This window comes from Pseudomonas sp. PAMC25584 (genome assembly GCF_058135675.1).
The window spans coordinates 2,426,414-2,442,727 of the sequence record NZ_CM176870.1; the positions used below are offsets into that span (position 1 = coordinate 2,426,414).

13 protein-coding genes and 2 pseudogenes are annotated in these 16,314 nt (G+C 59.4%); 11 read left to right on the top strand and 4 right to left on the bottom strand.

Annotated features, from left to right (window positions below):
- Window position 1: 1 nt before the first annotated feature.
- Window positions 2-397, bottom strand: coding sequence for a helix-turn-helix domain-containing protein (locus tag ACS5Q8_RS11300; RefSeq protein ID WP_247407911.1), 396 nt, complete (start codon window positions 395-397; stop codon window positions 2-4).
- 204 nt (window positions 398-601) lie between these two features.
- On the opposite strand from ACS5Q8_RS11300, the gene ACS5Q8_RS11305 reads away from it, so the two are divergent.
- The 5 genes and pseudogenes from ACS5Q8_RS11305 to ACS5Q8_RS11325 all read left to right on the top strand — a co-directional run.
- Entirely contained in the window at window positions 602-1,513 is a 912-nt protein-coding gene (locus ACS5Q8_RS11305) for a LysR substrate-binding domain-containing protein (protein ID WP_465160197.1), read from the top strand.
- A 106-nt stretch (window positions 1,514-1,619) separates the two neighbouring features.
- Window positions 1,620-2,210 carry an antibiotic biosynthesis monooxygenase gene (locus ACS5Q8_RS11310; RefSeq protein ID WP_465160198.1) on the top strand — a complete coding sequence of 197 codons (591 nt, stop codon included), beginning with the start codon at window positions 1,620-1,622 and terminating at the stop codon, window positions 2,208-2,210.
- On the top strand, window positions 2,207-4,045 hold the full coding sequence (locus ACS5Q8_RS11315; RefSeq protein ID WP_465160199.1) for an amidohydrolase: 1,839 nt from the start codon (window positions 2,207-2,209) through the stop codon (window positions 4,043-4,045). Before ACS5Q8_RS11310 ends, ACS5Q8_RS11315 begins: the two co-directional genes overlap by 4 nt.
- A gap of 36 nt (window positions 4,046-4,081) precedes the next feature.
- On the top strand, window positions 4,082-4,699 hold the full coding sequence (gene ycaC / locus ACS5Q8_RS11320) for an isochorismate family cysteine hydrolase YcaC (RefSeq protein WP_049712843.1): 618 nt from the start codon (window positions 4,082-4,084) through the stop codon (window positions 4,697-4,699).
- Between the two features lie 388 nt (window positions 4,700-5,087).
- Window positions 5,088-5,198: pseudogene (locus tag ACS5Q8_RS11325) on the top strand (hydrolase); the annotation flags it as partial.
- Window positions 5,199-5,301: 103 nt separating this feature from the next.
- On the opposite strand, the gene ACS5Q8_RS11330 reads toward ACS5Q8_RS11325, so the two are convergent.
- A protein-coding gene (locus ACS5Q8_RS11330) for an IS3 family transposase (protein ID WP_465160200.1) occupies window positions 5,302-6,677 on the bottom strand; the annotation gives its coding sequence in 2 pieces (ribosomal slippage) (window positions 5,302-6,174 and window positions 6,177-6,677; 1,374 coding nt in all).
- Between the two features lie 918 nt (window positions 6,678-7,595).
- Here ACS5Q8_RS11330 and ACS5Q8_RS11335 point away from each other — a divergent pair.
- Together ACS5Q8_RS11335 and ACS5Q8_RS11340 are read left to right on the top strand one after the other, a co-directional pair.
- A complete protein-coding gene (locus tag ACS5Q8_RS11335) occupies window positions 7,596-8,483 on the top strand; it encodes a LysR family transcriptional regulator (RefSeq protein ID WP_276193521.1) in 888 nt (295 codons plus the stop codon).
- Window positions 8,482-8,631, top strand: a pseudogene (locus ACS5Q8_RS11340) (energy transducer TonB); the annotation flags it as partial. The gene ACS5Q8_RS11335 and the pseudogene ACS5Q8_RS11340, both read left to right, overlap by 2 nt.
- Window positions 8,632-8,815: 184 nt before the next feature.
- On the opposite strand, the gene ACS5Q8_RS11345 reads toward ACS5Q8_RS11340, so the two are convergent.
- A complete protein-coding gene (locus tag ACS5Q8_RS11345; protein ID WP_276193520.1) occupies window positions 8,816-10,441 on the bottom strand; it encodes a methyl-accepting chemotaxis protein in 1,626 nt (541 codons plus the stop codon).
- 350 nt (window positions 10,442-10,791) lie between these two features.
- On the opposite strand from ACS5Q8_RS11345, the gene ACS5Q8_RS11350 reads away from it, so the two are divergent.
- Window positions 10,792-11,412 carry a hypothetical protein gene (locus tag ACS5Q8_RS11350; protein WP_465160201.1) on the top strand — a complete coding sequence of 207 codons (621 nt, stop codon included), beginning with the start codon at window positions 10,792-10,794 and terminating at the stop codon, window positions 11,410-11,412.
- A 54-nt stretch (window positions 11,413-11,466) separates the two neighbouring features.
- Here the strand turns inward: ACS5Q8_RS11350 and ACS5Q8_RS11355 are convergent, their stop codons facing one another.
- On the bottom strand, window positions 11,467-11,676 hold the full coding sequence (locus ACS5Q8_RS11355; protein ID WP_276193518.1) for a phosphomannomutase: 210 nt from the start codon (window positions 11,674-11,676) through the stop codon (window positions 11,467-11,469).
- A 342-nt stretch (window positions 11,677-12,018) separates the two neighbouring features.
- Here ACS5Q8_RS11355 and ACS5Q8_RS11360 point away from each other — a divergent pair, with 342 nt between their 5' ends.
- From ACS5Q8_RS11360 to ACS5Q8_RS11370, 3 genes are all read left to right on the top strand, one after another.
- Entirely contained in the window at window positions 12,019-12,459 is a 441-nt protein-coding gene (locus ACS5Q8_RS11360) for a low molecular weight protein-tyrosine-phosphatase (RefSeq protein ID WP_276197954.1), read from the top strand.
- Between the two features lie 220 nt (window positions 12,460-12,679).
- A complete protein-coding gene (locus ACS5Q8_RS11365) occupies window positions 12,680-14,902 on the top strand; it encodes a polysaccharide biosynthesis tyrosine autokinase (protein ID WP_276193517.1) in 2,223 nt (740 codons plus the stop codon).
- 73 nt (window positions 14,903-14,975) lie between these two features.
- The gene (locus ACS5Q8_RS11370) at window positions 14,976-16,313 is read left to right on the top strand and encodes a UDP-glucose dehydrogenase family protein (RefSeq protein ID WP_426102455.1); all 1,338 of its coding nucleotides are present in this window, start codon (window positions 14,976-14,978) and stop codon (window positions 16,311-16,313) included.
- The last annotated feature ends 1 nt before the right edge of the window (window position 16,314 follow it).

The window sequence follows — 16,314 nt, forward strand, 5'->3', positions numbered from 1 at the left end:
ACTAGGCCGCAATGACCTGCTTGTGGCGCAGTTGGTGATTGCGCCAGGTCATCGGGTTGACGCCTTCGCTGCGGGTGAACATATGGCAGAAGTGCGCCTGGTCGCAGAAGCCACATTCCAGGCTGATTTGCGTCAGGCTCAAAGAAGTACCGGTGATCAATTCCTTGGCGCGCTGGATGCGCTGTTGGCGAATCCATTCCTGTGGCGACAGCCCGGTGGTGCATTTGAAGGCGCGGGAAAAATGGCTGCGTGACAGTGCGCAGGCCTGGGCCAGGTCGGCAATCGCCAGGCTTTCGCCGAGGTTGGCGAGGATCAGTTGCTTGGCGATACGCTCGCGCCGGGGGCAGAGGCCGCCGGTCGCGCAGATGCTTGGAGCACGGTGCTCAAGTCGGGCCATGACGAATATCCGTGGTCGATGGGAGCGTTCCCGGTGAATGGATGCAGTGTAGACGGCCTCATTCTTGGTGCCGGACCGCCCGGCTGACGAGTTAATCGTTGTTAATTTCGCCAGGTGCGGGCGTAAAAAAGACAGCACAGGTGTGCAATCGCGCTCGCCTGCCGCGTGCTTAGCTAGTGCTCTGCTAACTGTTTGGATACCGCCATGAACCGCAACGACCTGCGCCGTGTCGACATGAACCTGCTGGTGATATTCGAAGCGCTGATGTTCGAGAAGAACCTGACCCGGGTCGCTGAAAAACTCTTCATAGGGCAACCGGCGGTGAGTGCGGCCCTGGGCCGTTTACGTGATTTGTTCGACGACCCGTTGCTGCTGCGCAACGGGCGCGGCATGGAGCCCACGCCACGCGCAATGGCGATACTCAAGGAGCTGCAACCGGCCATGGACACCATCTCAAGCGCCGTCAGCCGCGCCAAGGATTTCGACCCTTCCACCAGCTGCGCGGTGTTCCGCATCGGCCTGTCCGATGACGCCGAGTTCGGCCTGTTCCCGCCGTTGCTCAGCCAACTGCGTGACGAGGCACCGGGGATTATCCTGGTGGTGCGCCGCGCCAATTACTTGTTGATGTCGTCGCTGTTGGCCAGTGGCGAGATCACGGTTGGCGTCAGCTACACCACGGATCTGCCGGCCAATGCCAAGCGCAAGAAACTGCGCGACATACCGTGCAAGGTACTGCGCGGCGATGGCGGCATAGAACCGCTGACCCTGGACGAATACTGCGCGCGGCCCCATGCCATGGTGTCGTTCTCGGGGGACTTGAGCGGCAATATCGACCTCGACCTGGCGCGTATCGGCCGGGCGCGCCGGGTGGTGCTGGCGGTGCCGCAATTCAGCGGATTGCGTGCGTTACTGGCGGGCACGCAGATCATCGCGACGGTGCCGGACTACGCGGCGTGTGCCTTGACCGAAGGCACCACGTTGCGCGCGCAAGCCCCGCCGTTTGCAATCGACGCAGCGGAGTTATCGATGGTGTGGAGCGGGGTGCATGACAACGATCCGGCGGAGCGCTGGTTGAGGAGCCGGATCAGCGCGCACATGTCCACCTTGCCGTTATAGGCGCCCCTGGAGGTTAGCCCGCCAAACAGCACAAACATCCAATTTCCAGTGCCCCGTCCCCGGCAAACTCTCCCCATCGCTCAGCTCTCCAGGGGGGAAAAACACCATGGACCCAACACCCGAAACCAGCCCCGACGAAGTCGTCACCCTGATCGTCAAACACCGGATCAAATCCGGCAGCGAGGCTGACTACGAAGCCTGGCTACGGCGCATCGTGCGCATCGCTGGCGAGCGTCCCGGCCATCTCGGTGTAGACGTCGTGCGCGGTAAACAAGGTGGCCTGGCGCTGTTCACCTGCGTGTTGCGCTACCGCTCCATCGACGACCTGCAACGCTGGCTCGACTCCCCCCAGCGGCACACCCTGATCGAAGAAGCCGCGCCGATGTTGGCCGACGGCGACCAAACCGAAATCGGTGCGGTCAACGAGTTCTGGTTCACGCCGCAAACCGACAGCGTCGCCAAACCGCCGCGCTGGAAACAGGCCGTGGTCACCCTGTGTGTGATCCTGCCGCTGACCCTGCTGGTGCCGATCGTGTGGGGGCCGATATTGCGCCTGCACCCGTTGCTGTCCAACTACCTGGTCGCCACCTTTCTGGTGACGGTGACCATTGTGGTGCTGGTGGTGTACCTGCTGATGCCGGCGGCTACCCGCTTGTTCGCTCCCTGGCTTGAAGCCTCTGTAAAGGAAACCCTATGAACGCCGATCTGATTCTGTTCAATGGCCAGTTCCACACCGTGGACCGTGAAAACCCGCGCGCCACCGCCGTCGCCATTCGCCAGGGGCGCTTCGTGGCCGTGGGCACCGACGGTGAAGCCATGGCCCTGCGTGGCAGCGCCACCCAGGTCATCGACCTCAAAGGCCGCACGGTGATCCCCGGCCTTAACGACTCGCACCTGCACCTGATCCGTGGCGGCTTGAACTACAACCTCGAACTGCGCTGGGAAGGCGTGCCGTCCCTGGCTGACGCGCTGCGCATGCTCAAGGATCAGGCCGACCGCACCCCCACGCCGCAATGGGTACGCGTGGTGGGCGGCTGGAACGAATTCCAGTTCGCCGAAAAGCGCATGCCAACCCTGGAAGAACTCAACCAGGCGGCGCCAGACACCCCGGTGTTCGTGCTGCACCTGTACGACCGCGCCTTGCTCAACCGCGCCGCCTTGCGCGTGGCCGGCTACACCAAGGACACGCCCAACCCGCCGGGCGGCGAGATCATGCGCGACAGCCACGGCAACCCCACCGGTATGCTGGTAGCGCGGCCCAACGCAATGATTCTCTACTCGACCCTGGCCAAGGGGCCGAAACTGCCGCTGGAATACCAGGTCAACTCGACCCGCCAGTTCATGCGCGAACTCAATCGCCTCGGCCTCACCAGCGCGATCGACGCCGGCGGCGGTTTCCAGAACTACCCCGATGACTACGCGGTGATCGAGCAACTGGCCAAGGACGAACAGCTGACGGTGCGTATCGCCTACAACCTGTTCACCCAGAAGCCCAAGGAAGAACTCAGCGACTTCAAACACTGGACCGGCAGCGTCACCCTGCACCAGGGCGACGACTACCTGCGCCACAACGGCGCCGGCGAGATGCTGGTGTTCTCGGCGGCGGATTTCGAAGACTTCCTCGAACCGCGCCCGGACCTGCCGCTGAGCATGGAGCAGGAGTTGGAGCCGGTGGTGCGCCACCTGGTCGAGCAGCGCTGGCCGTTCCGCCTGCACGCCACCTATAACGAATCGATCTCACGCATGCTCGACGTGTTCGAGAAGGTCAACCGCGATATCCCGTTCAATGGCTTGCCGTGGTTTTTCGACCACGCCGAAACCATCACCCCACACAACATCGAGCGCGTGCGCGCCCTCGGCGGCGGGATTGCGATCCAGGACCGCATGGCGTTCCAGGGTGAGTACTTTGTCGAGCGCTACGGCGCCAAGGCCGCCGAAGCCACGCCGCCGATCAAGCGCATGCTCGCCGAAGGCGTGCCGGTCGGCGCGGGCACCGACGCCACACGGGTATCGAGCTACAACCCATGGACCTCGCTGTACTGGATGGTCAGCGGCCGCACCGTGGGCGGCCTGGAGTTGCACGCCGAAGGCCTGCCGCGCCTGACCGCGCTGGAACTGTTCACCCATGGCAGCGCCTGGTTCTCGTCCGAACAGGGCAAGAAGGGCCAGATCAAGGTCGGCCAGTTGGCGGATGTCGCCGCGCTGTCGGCGGATTTTTTCAGTGTCGATGAAGAGGCCATCAAGTGGATCGAATCGGTGCTGACCGTGGTCGGCGGCAAGGTGGTGTATGGCGCCGGCGACTTCGAAGATTTCGCGCCGCCGCGCGTGCCGGTGCTGCCGGACTGGTCGCCGGTGGTCAAGGTGCCGGGGCACTGGCGTCCGACGTCGCCGCAGCAAGCCCAGGTTCACCAGTGCAGCGGCCCGTGCGGCGTGCATTCCCATCGCCATGAAAAAGCACGCCTTTGCAGCGTGCCGGTCAGCGACTTCCAGGGTTTCTGGGGCGCGTTTGGCTGCTCGTGCTTTGCGTTTTAATCAACCCACCTCTTTTCACAAACAGGAGCTACTCCCATGACTTACAAACGCCTGAATAAAGATGACGCAGTGGTGCTGTTGGTGGATCACCAGACCGGTCTGATCTCCCTGGTGCAGGATTTCTCCCCCAACGAATTCAAGAACAACGTGCTGGCCCTGGCCGACGTGGCGAAGTTCTTCAACTTGCCGACCATTCTCACCACCAGCTTTGAAAGCGGCCCCAACGGCCCGCTGGTACCCGAGCTCAAAGCCCTGTTCCCGGACGCGCCGTACATCCCGCGCCCTGGCCAGATCAACGCCTGGGACAACGAAGACTTCGTCAAAGCGGTGAAGGCCACCGGCCGCAAGCAGATCATCATTGCCGGTGTGGTGACGGATGTGTGCGTCGCGTTCCCGACCCTGTGCGCACTCGACGAAGGCTTTGAGGTGTTTGTGGTCACCGATGCTTCCGGCACCTTCAACGAAACCGTGCAACAGGCTGCCTGGGCCCGTATGACCGCTGCCGGTGCGCAACTGGTGAACTGGTTCTCCGTCGCCTGCGAGCTGCAAGTTGACTGGCGCAACGACATGGAAGGCCTGGCCAACCTGCTGTCGCCGCGCATTCCCAACTACCGCAACCTGATGAACAGCTACTCGGCGTTCACTGCCAAATAACCCGACCTCACGAATGTAGGTAATCAATGTGGGAGGGGGCTTGCCCCCGATGGCGGTGGGTCAGTCACGCATGCATTGGCTGACACCCTGCTATCGGGGGCAAGCCCCCTCCCACATTTGATTGTGTACACACATTAGGTTTGTGGTCACCGATGCTCCGGCACTTTCAGCGAAACTGTGCAGCAGGCTGCGCGCATTCCCCACTACCGCAACCTGATGAACCGCTACTCGGCGTTCACTGCCAAATAACCCGACCTCACGAATGTAGGTAATCAATGTGGGAGGGGGCTTGCCCCCGATGGCGGTGGGTCAGTCACGCATGCATTGGCTGACACCCTGCTATCGGGGGCAAGCCCCCTCCCACATTTGATTGTGTACACACATTAGGTTTGTGGTCACCGATGCTTCCGGCACCTTCAGCGAAACTGTGCAACAGGCTGCGCGCATTCCCAACTACCGCAACCTGATGAACAGCTACTCGGCGTTCACCGCCAAGTAACCCGACCTCACGAATGTAGGTAACCAATGTGGGAGGGGGCTTGCTCCCGATGGCGGTGGGTCAGTCACGCATGAAGTGCGCCCCAAAAGTTGGACAGTGATTGTTAGGCTACAGCGGACCTGGCTCTGTACGCTACAGGGCTCAGTCCGCCAAGTTTCGTTTTGATTCGCTTATGGTTGTAGTAATGGATGTATTCAGCCAGTCCAGCCTGCAACTGAGCCACACTCTCGAAGCTTTCCCGGTAGTAAAACTCTGACTTCAACGTGCCGAAGAAGCTCTCCATTGTGGCGTTGTCATAGCAGTTTCCTCTGCGTGACATGCTCTGTTCCAACCCTGCTTTTTCTAGTCGATCCCGGTACTTCGGGTATCGATAGTGCCAACCTTGATCCGAGTGCAACATGGGCTTGACGCCCTCAGGCAAGCGCTCAAGAGCTTGTTCCAGCATGTCGCCCACCAGGGCATATTGGGGGCGCGTGGCGGTTTGATAGGCCACAATTTCTCCGTTGTACAAGTCTAAAACTGGAGACAGATATAGCTTTTCGCCTGCCACTTTGAACTCGGTGACATCCGTTACCCATTTCTGATTCGGTTGCTCAGCCTCGAACTGACGAGCCAGGATGTTAGGCGATACTTCTCCCATTGGTCCTCGATACGATCTGTATTTCTTCGGTCGCACCGTACATTTCAGACTCAACTCCCCCATCAGTCGCCGCACAGTTTTACTGTTGATCAACTGTCCGTCGCTCCGCAGAGCTAAAGTCATACGGCGATAGCCGAATCGCCCCTTATGCTCGTCTTGAAGGCTCTGGATAGAGGCTTTTAGCGAAACGAACCGGTCTGCTCCGTCCATCGCCTTGAGTTGGTAGTAGTACGTGCTGCGGGCGAGCCCAGCCAGCTTGAGCAAATGGTCCAAGGGGAAGCTGTGCCTCAACTCAGAGACTAATTGGGCTTTTTCTTCGCTTCTTTTTCGCGTCTCATCACTGCCTCGCCTAACTCCCCAAGCTTTTTTAGGTAGGCGTTCTCCATGCGCAAATACTGGAGTTCATCAAGTAAAGCCTTGTGAGCACGTTCTTGGTCGGTGAGTGGAATGGCCGTTTTTCGAGGTTTAGCAGGTAGCTTGGACATAGCGGTATTCGATCCTTTTTCCCCTGAGGCCAGGGCTTCAATACCGCCACTGTAATACTGCTGCTGCCATCTGCCCACTTGGGTAGAGTCACCCAGATTGAAGAGTGCCGCTGCGCGGCGAAAAGAAAGGGAGTCACGCCACATGCGTTGCATAACGGAGAACTTGAACAAAGCACTGTAACGTCCACCGGTACTACTCAGACTGGCCTCACCGTGCAGCCGGTAAGCTTCCACCCAACGGCGAAGTAAAGTGGGGTCCATATGAAATCGAGCAGCAATATGGCGAAAGCCTCGGCCTCGTTCCAGGAAGGCGGTAATGGCGGAAAGCTTGAACTGCGTTGTGTACTTGCTCATGAAAAAGCCCCAGGAGTTGGATGGGTGTCCAACTTCTGGGGCGCACTTCAGCATGCATTGGCTGACACCCTGCTATCGGAGGCCCCCTCCCACATTTGATGGTGTTGGCACATTAGGTTTGTGGTCACCGATGCTCCGGCACTTTCAGCGAAACTGTGCAACAGGCTGCGCGCATTCCCCACTACCGCAACCTGATGAACCGCTACTCGGCGTTCACTGCCAAATAACCCGACCTCACGAATGTAGGTAATCAATGTGGGAGGGGGCTTGCCCCCGATGGCGGTGGGTCAGTCACGCATGCATTGGCTGACACCCTGCTATCGGGGGCAAGCCCCCTCCCACATTTGATGGTGTTGGCACATTAGGTTTGTGGTCACCGATGCTCCGGCACTTTCAGCGAAACTGTGCAACAGGCTGCGCGCATTCCCCACTACCGCAACCTGATGAACAGCTCCTCGGCGTTCACCGCCAAGTAACCCGACCTCACGAATGTAGGTAATCAATGTGGGAGGGGGCTTGCTCCCGATGGCGGTGGGTCAGTCACGCATGCATTGGCTGACACCCTGCTATCGGAGGCCCCCTCCCACATTTGATGGTGTTGGCACATTAGGTTTGTGGTCACCGATGCTCCGGCACTTTCAGCGAAACTGTGCAACAGGCTGCGCGCATTCCCCACTACCGCAACCTGATGAACCGCTACTCGGCGTTCACCGCCAAATAACCCGACCTCACGAATGTAGGTAATCAATGTGGGAGGGGGCTTGCCCCCGATGGCGGTGGGTCAGTCACGCATGCATTGGCTGACACCCTGCTATCGGGGGCAAGCCCCCTCCCACATTTGATGGTGTTCACACATTGGGTTTGTGGTGTGGCCACTGACAGGCTATAAATCAGCCCATCGTCCACCGAGAAGCGACAATGAATCCCTTCGAAGACATGCGCCTGTTTTGCCAGGTCATGGAATCCGGCAGCTTCACCGCCGCCGCCGAACAACTGGGGCTGTCCAAGCAATTTGTCAGCCGTCGTCTGATCCAGCTCGAAGACCGCCTCGGCGTGCGCTTGCTCAACCGCTCCACCCGCCGCCTGGATGTCACGCCCCTGGGGCAGAGTTACTACGAATCGGCCTTGCGCCTGCTCGGTGAAGTCGAGCAAGTGGAGCAGGGCATCGCCGGCCAGAACAGCGAGCCACGCGGCACGATTCGCCTGAGTGCGCCGTTGTCGTTTGCCATGGCCCACCTGGGCTGCCTGCTGCCGGCGTTTTTGCAGCGTTATCCGCAGGTGTCGGTGGAGGTCGACCTGAGCGACCGCCCCGTGGACTTGATCGGTGAAGGCTACGACCTGGTGTTGCGCATTGGCATTCTCGAAGACTCCACCCTGATCGCCCGGCGTATCGCCAGCGTGCAGCGTGTGTATTGCGCCAGCCCCGAGTACCTCGCGTTGCACGGTACACCGCGCAAACCTGACGACCTGGCCGACCACGATTGCCTGCCCTACGGCCACGGCCGCCAAGTGCAATGGCGGTTCCAGAGCAAGGGCAAGCTGCAGTCGCTGAACGTCAGCGGGCGCATGCGCGTGAACAACGGCGAGCTGCTGCGCGACACCGCTATCGCCGGCCTGGGCATCACCTACCTGCCAACCTTTATCATCGCCGAGGCCTTGAAGGATGGGCGCCTGGTGACGCTGCTGGAAGACTTCGCCCCCGACGCCCTGACCCTGTCGGCGGTGTACCCGCAGCACCGGCAGAGTTCGCGGCCGGTGCAGGCGCTGGTGGACTTTCTGCGCGAGCGCCTGGCTAGCGGCTGCTGACCCCAAGGTGCTGGACGGCTGTCACCCGCTGTTTATCCGGCCGTCACTGGCGGCGGCGAATACGTTCCGCTACCCGCCGAGGATCGTTGAAGGCAGGGCGGTTGCGGTGCCGGCGGTGCGTAATACCTTTCACTACCGCATTCAGTAGGGGCCGTCGCCGGCCCGGGCCTTGATCGTGGACTTCTGATTAGCCTCCCGCAGCGGTTGCAGCTCAGCGGCCGGAGATCGTGAAAGGGTTCGCTTACCTCCGCCTGGAGAAGGGGAGGTGCGGCGTTCACGTTATGTCCATTGCATTGGGTGGCGTGTCGGTCTGTCTGGGCGAACCCGCAGGATCAGGTACGAAAGCGCCCCACCAGCCCGCTCAGTTCGGCGGCCAACTTCGACAGTGCATGGCTTGCCGCGTTGGTCTGCAAGGCGCCCGCTGCCGATTGCGCCGACAGGTCGCGGATCGCCACGAGGTTGCTGTCCACCTCACGGGCAACCTGGGCTTGCTCTTCGGCTGCACTGGCAATCACCAAGTTGCGCTCATTGATCTGGCCGATGGCGGCGAAGATATCCTCCAGCACTACCCCCGACGCCTGCGTGATCTCCAGCGTGCCTTGCGCCCGCGCTGTGCTGCTGCGCATCGAATCCACCGCCTGTTCGGCAGTGCTCTGCACGCTCGCAATCATCTGCTCAATCTCGCGGGTCGACTCCTGAGTGCGGTAGGCGAGGGTGCGCACCTCGTCGGCCACGACCGCAAACCCCCGACCGGCTTCACCGGCCCGGGCGGCTTCGATCGCTGCGTTGAGGGCCAGCAGGTTGGTCTGCTCCGAGACGGCTCGGATCACGTCCAGCACCTTGCCGATGTTGCGCACTTCATCGGCGAGGTGCTGGATACGTTCGGCGCTGCCCTGAATCTCGGCGGTCATCGATTGCGTACCGCTGATGTTCTCGCGTACCTGCTGACGGCTTTTTTCTGACAGCGTATTGGAGGCGGTGGCCGCTTGCGAAGTAGACACCGCGTTGCGCGCCACTTCTTCGACCGCACTGGTCATCTGGTTAACGGCGGTCGCAGCCTGTTCCAGCTGCATGTCCTGCTGCTGGAGGCCGCGGTTGCTTTCTTCGGTGACGGCGTTGAGTTCTTCAGCGGCCGAGGCCAACTGCGTGGCTGAGTCAGCGATCTGGATCAGTGTTTCACGCTGGCTGGCCTGCATGCGTTGCAGCTCAAGGAACAACTCGCCAATTTCGTTGCGGCCAGGCGAGACGACCTCGCGGGTCAAATCGCCCCCGGCAATGCGCTTGAAGTGCTCGCCGGCCGCGCGCAATGGGCGCAGGACGGTGCCCGAGATGAATATCCAGCAGACGACAGCAAGCGCCAGGGTCAGCAGGATCAAGGCAATGGCCAGGGTTTGCGAAGTCTGTAGCCGCGCAGCCGCCTGCGTGTTGATCTCCTGAGCACGCGCATCCAATGCGCCGACCAGCTTCATGCGAATGTCCTGGAGCTTGGTCATGCTGTTGCCGGCATCGATGTTGACTTGAAAATACTGTTCGGCGGAGCGCGCGCGAGCGGCCGCGCGCTGACCGACGATGGCCGTGCCGTATTCGGCGAACGCACGCTTGAGATCTTCAGCGAGGGCCTTCAACTTCGGGTCACGCAAGTCTGTGGTAGAGGCATTGACCTTGGCGATGGCTTCACTCCAGATCGCCTCGCTGCGAACCAGCCTGGCTTCAGCGTCATCGAAACGCCCGCCGACGGTCTCGATGAACGCCGAGGACACGTTGGCGCTGGTACGGATTGCCAGCAGCAACGCATTGTTGATGCCGTCGATTTGTCGCGAGGTACGCCCCAACTCGTCAATCTGATCGTAACTGAGTACCGCCGACCGCCAGCCGTTAAGGGTCGAAAACAACAGTGCAATGGCGAACAGCAGTAGCACCCCGATCATGCCGGTGCGAATTTTTAGATGGGCAAACATGGGAGTACTCCGCGGACCACTTGATTGATATTGATCGAACTATCCGCATTCATCCCCGGAACTTAAATGGCAGAAGTGGAAACCCGTTCGATTATCGAACCAAGCGTTCAAGGCGGGCGCGGGCGCGGCCTGAGTGGGGGTTGCGACGCAGCCCTTTCACCCGCTTCGCTGACAAACCGTATGGCATGCCCGCAAGGCTTCAATCCAGCAGGCGGCTGACCTCCCGCAGACGCACATAGGTGCAGCGTGCGGCGTTGCAAGGGCTTTAGTCTGACCGTAGATAACGTTGTATTTTTCCCAGGCCTGCGGTCAGATGGGCGCGGAAAATTGGTGGGTCAGGTTGGTCACTCATGCGCGCAGAACTCGCACACTATGGCGGTATTACCGTCATGATTCCGGCCGCGCTGGTCATCGCTGTGTGGCTGCGCTATTCGTCGCCGCTGGCGCTCAGGTGGTGGGTAGTCACCGTCTCGTGCACCTATTCAATCGTGGCGTTCAGCAAGTTGCTGTTCAAGGGGTGGGGCGTTTCGTTTCAACACCTTGATATTGCCGTGCTCAGTGGGCATGCCATGAACACGTGCCTGATGGTCACGGTGGCAATGAGTTTGATTGCACGCCGGTTCAACCCGGCCTTTCGCTGGCCGGCGGCGATCGCCGGATTAATCGCTACCGGCTGGTTCAGTGCTTATTGTGTCGCGCCGTATATTCACCCTCTGAACGAGGCGCTGGCGGGCGGGTTATTGGGCGCTGTGGCTGCGCTGGCTTTCTTGTGGCGAATAGACGTCGCGCCGGTCAATGTGCCGCCGTCGCTGATCGGCGCTGGGGTAGTGGTCGTGCTATTGAGTGCGCTGGCGCCCAAGTACAACGCCGAGCGCCTGCTTAACCATTTAGCCGTCAGCGTCTCGGGGGCGCAACACGCCCACCAGGAGCCCGCGTGGCGTGTCGGTTCCGGGCCGATCAAGGCCGAATAAGGCGCCACCCTCGCTGTTTCAAGGCATAGGCGCGCCTTGACTGGCCGTACAGGTTCACGAGTGCCCCTCGGCGCTGAAGATGTTCGCCAGTAACTCGTCGGTCTTGGCTTGCATGAAATGGCGGTCGCCACGGCTTTCTACGCACAGGCATACGGACAGGGCATTACTGACTTGCAACTTGAAGCGCCAGTCAGCGAAGACCATGGACAGTCCGGAGCCGGACTCGTCGAAGTCTAAAGAGTTGCCGGCATATAACACCTGCATACGCTCTACTACCGTTGTCGAGTTATCGACGTTGAGATGAATGTTTCCCGAAGAAGGGAATAGGCCAATACGCTCTACGAGTAACTTTGAACTTTTCATGGCCGTGCCCCGTCGCTATGTTCAGTGGGCACTTTATTCTGAAGAAGAACAAAAGTAAGCGAATGTTATTTTTAGTCAGCCAGTAGGCGGTTATGTTATTTATTGTCTGTCTCAATCGATGGTCGGATCTTGTCGCCTGTGAACATAATTGCCGGGCTTGTTTCAGAGTGCTGTGTGCTGGCGTTGATGTTTTCTATTCTTTGCTTTGGCTGATCAGTACTTTGCGGTGTGTGGGAGATGGCATTGTTTAATAAGGTTTTGATTGTGTGCGTCGGCAATATTTGTCGCAGCCCTATGGCTGAAAACTTGCTGCGTGCCGCACTCGCTTCGAGCGATATACAGGTAAGTTCGGCTGGGCTGGCGGCGCTGCATCAACACCCGCTGGAGGCCACGGCTTCACGGGTGCTGGAAGAGCATGGGCATACTTCTCAACCGCATCAGGCGCGCCAATTGACGAGCGCGGTGGTGAGCGATGCGGACCTGATTCTTGTAATGGAACAGTGGCAAATCGAGGAGGTGCTCAAACTCGCGCCCGTCGCTCGAGGCAAGGTTTTCCTGCTGGGGAAGTGGCAGTGTAATAGAGAGATCAAAGACCCTTACCGGCAAGGCAAACCCGCTTTTATACAGGCTTATGTATTGATCGAGCAAGCAACTGATGCGTGGGCGCAATTGTTGGCTGGTTGATGTTGTCTAGAGGTTATTTAAAGTCTGAGATGATCGCTTGAAGCCTCTACTGGAATATTGGGAAAGTGGTTCGTGAGTTGAGCGTCAAGTGTTGGGGCGGTTGTGTTGTCAGGTGCTAGTTAGCGTGTGTGTATCGAGTGTAGCCGTTGTACGTGCATGGAGCCGGGCGTCTTGCACCCTGTGCCATTCCTAGACTATTTGTAAGAAAAAGAACTGACTTATGCAATCAGCAACTGCGGTAACTTCACAGCATTCTGATGACACCGATTTGGACTTTATGGCCCTGGTGGGTACGCTGCTGGATCATAAATGGTTGATCGGTGGAATCAGTATTGCCTTTATGGCCCTTGGCGCAGCCTATTCGGTGTTGACGCCGCCGATCTATCAGGCGACCGCGTTAGTTCAGGTCGAGCCGAAGAAGGGCGACATGCTGGGCTTCTCGGATGTTGGCAGCCTACTGGGCAAAGAATCGCCGACGGTGACGGAAGTCGAACTCATCCGCTCCCGGATCACCATCGGGACCGCCGTTGATAATCTGAACCTGGACCTTGAGGTCAAACCCAAGCGTTTCCCGTTGGTGGGGGACTTTGTCGCCCGTCGTTTCAAGCCCGCTGGACAGGATGCTGTGGCTGCACCCTGGTTGGGATTGAGCAGCTTCGCCTGGGGTGGGGAGGAACTGAAGTTTTCCGAGTTGCGCCTTCCCGCCAATCTGCTGGGCCAGGAGCTGACGCTGACCGCCGGCAGCGCCGGCAGCTTCACGCTGTCGGACCAGGACGAGGCTATTTTGCTTGAGGGCCAAGTGGGTCGTTTCTACGACAGCAACGGCATCAAGCTACGTGTCGAACAGCTTCGCGCCAATCCAGGCACGTCTTTCAGCGTTGTCCGCTCACCGCGCCTGAGCAGCATTTTGCGCTATCAGAAATTGCTCGACGTGGCAGAACGCGGTAAGGAGTCGGGCATTATCGGGCTGGCGCTGGAAAGCGCGCGCCCTGGCGATGCGATTCAAGTACTCAATGAGGTCGCACGCATCTATGTGCGGCAAAATATTGACCGTACCTCGGCAGAAGCCGCGCAAAGCCTGGCGTTTCTTAAGGGCCAACTGCCGCAAGTGCGCAAGGATGTCGAACAGGCGGAAGCGGCGTTAAATCAATTTCAGATCCGCAACAAGACCATCGATATCAGCCTGGAAGCGAAAGCGATCCTGGATCAGATCGTCGCGTTGGACGCCAGCATCTCCGAACTCAAGATGCAGCAGGCGGAAATAGAACGTAAGTTCACCCCTCAGCATCCCGTGTACAAAGCGTTACTGACTCAATTGGCAGAGTTGACCGCGCGCCAGGATGAGTTGGCCAAGAAGGTCGAGAGCCTGCCCACCACCCAGCAGGAGCTGCTGAGCCTGACCCGCGATTTGAAGGTCAGCACCGAGATCTATACGCTGCTGCTGAACAAGTATCAAGAGTTGGACGTGATGCGCGCCGGCACCGTGGGCAATGTGCGGCTCATTGACACCGCCGATGTTGATTTGAGAAATCCGGTCAGGCCGCAGAAGGCGCTGATCATCGTGATTGCCACACTGCTTGGGGCCTTTGTCGCAATCGCATTGGTGATGTTTCGCAAAGCGCTCAACCGCGGCGTTACCAACCCCAATGACCTGGAAAAGCTCGGCCTTCCGGTCTACGCCGCGATCCCGTTCAGTACGATCCAAAAAGAGCTGGATCAAAAAAACTATCGTAAAGACCGGGTCGGTGAGGCACGACTGTTGGCCATGAGTCATCCGTCTGACCCCGCGATTGAAGGGTTGCGCAGCCTGCGTACCAGTTTGCATTTCGCCATGCTGGAAGCCGCTAACAATCGCCTGATGATCTCCGGGCCCAGCCCGCAGGTCGGCAAGACGTTTGTATCGGCGAACCTGGCGGCGGTGGTTGCCCATTCAGGGCAGCGGGTGTTGTTGGTCGACGTGGACATGCGCAAAGGCTACTTGCACAAGGTCTTCGGCGTGTCGGTTGAAAATGGCTTGTCTGACGTGCTGGCCAAACACTGCGAACTCACCGCAGCCATCCACCACACGGCAGTGGAAAACCTCGACTTCCTCGGGCGCGGGCAAGTCCCGCCGAACCCCTCTGAATTACTGATGCACGCCAATTTCAGCGCGTTCCTCGAACAGGTCAGTGCGCTGTATGACCTAGTGATTCTGGATACGCCACCGTTTCTCGCGGTGACTGACGCAACCATCGTGGGTCGTCAGTCGGGCACCAACCTGATCGTGGCTCGCTTCGAGGTGAACTCCGTGCGTGAAGTGGAGTTGACGATGCGCCGTTACCGGCAGAGCGGTATCGAGCTCAAAGGCGCGATCTTCAATGGCATCGAAAAACGCTCATCCGCCAAATACGGCTATGGCGCCTACAGCTATTACAACTACGACTACAAGTCAGACAGCGTTTGATCTTGCGCTACCGGCAATCGACGTCCAACGAGCAGCCTTTTCACCACTGGCCGCAGGTTCAAAGAGAAACGCTATGAAAGTTACAGTTTTTGGCATCGGTTATGTCGGCCTGGTCCAGGCCGCGGTACTTGCTGACGTCGGTCACGACGTGCTTTGCATCGACATCGACGTTTCGAAGGTCGAGCGTCTCAATCAGGGTCATATTCCGATCTATGAACCTGGCCTTGAGGCCCTGGTCAGGGACAACCATGCGGGCGGTCGCCTGAACTTTACCGCCGATGCCGTGGCCGCGGTCAAACATGGCGAAGTGCAGTTTATCGCCGTGGGTACGCCTCCCGACGAAGATGGTTCTGCGGACCTCAAGTACGTGCTGGCGGTCGCCGAAACCATCGGCCTGCATATGGACGCGCCGCTGACGATCATCGACAAATCCACGGTCCCTGTAGGGACGGCCGATAAGGTCAGCGCGCGTGTCGCGGCCATGCTGGCTCAGCGCGAGCGTAGCGACTTGACCTTCGATGTGGTGTCCAACCCGGAATTTCTCAAGGAAGGGTGTGCGGTCGCCGATTGCACAAGGCCGGACCGCATTGTCATTGGCACGGCCAGCCCACGGGCCGAAGCGGTCATGCGCGAGCTCTATGCGCCGTTCAATCGCAATCACGACAGAATCATCGTGATGGATGTACGCAGCGCCGAGCTGACGAAGTATGCGGCCAACTGCCTGCTCGCCACCAAGATCAGTTTCATGAACGAGATGGCCAACCTGGCCGAGCGGTTGGGGGCCGATATCGAGATGGTTCGCCAAGGGATCGGCTCCGATCCGCGCATCGGCTATCAGTTTCTTTACGCCGGCGTCGGTTACGGCGGGTCGTGCTTCCCCAAAGACGTGCAGGCGTTGATTCAGACCGCCGACAGCATCGACTTCGATGCCACGCTGCTCAAGGCGGTGGAGCGGCGTAACGCCGAACAGAAACATACCCTGTTCAACAAAATATCCAGCCACTTCAATGGCGAGCTGGCGGGTAAGACCTTTGCGCTCTGGGGGCTGAGTTTCAAACCCAATACCGATGATATGCGCGAAGCTCCCAGCCGCGTGCTGATGGAGGCGTTGTGGCGCGCGGGGGCCAGGGTGCAGGCCTATGATCCGGAAGCCATGGAAGAAACCCAGCGCATTTATGGCGACCGGGACGACTTGCGGTTGTGCGGCACCAAGGAAGCCTGCCTCAAAGGCGCGGATGCGTTGATGATTGTCACCGAGTGGCAGGCATTCAAGGCGCCGGATTTCAACGCGATCAAACAGCAACTCAAACAGCCGTTGATATTTGACGGGCGTAACTTGTTCGACCCCGGCAGCGTGCTGAGGAAAGGCATTGAGTACATTTCCATTGGGCGACCTCTCAACACGGTATAGG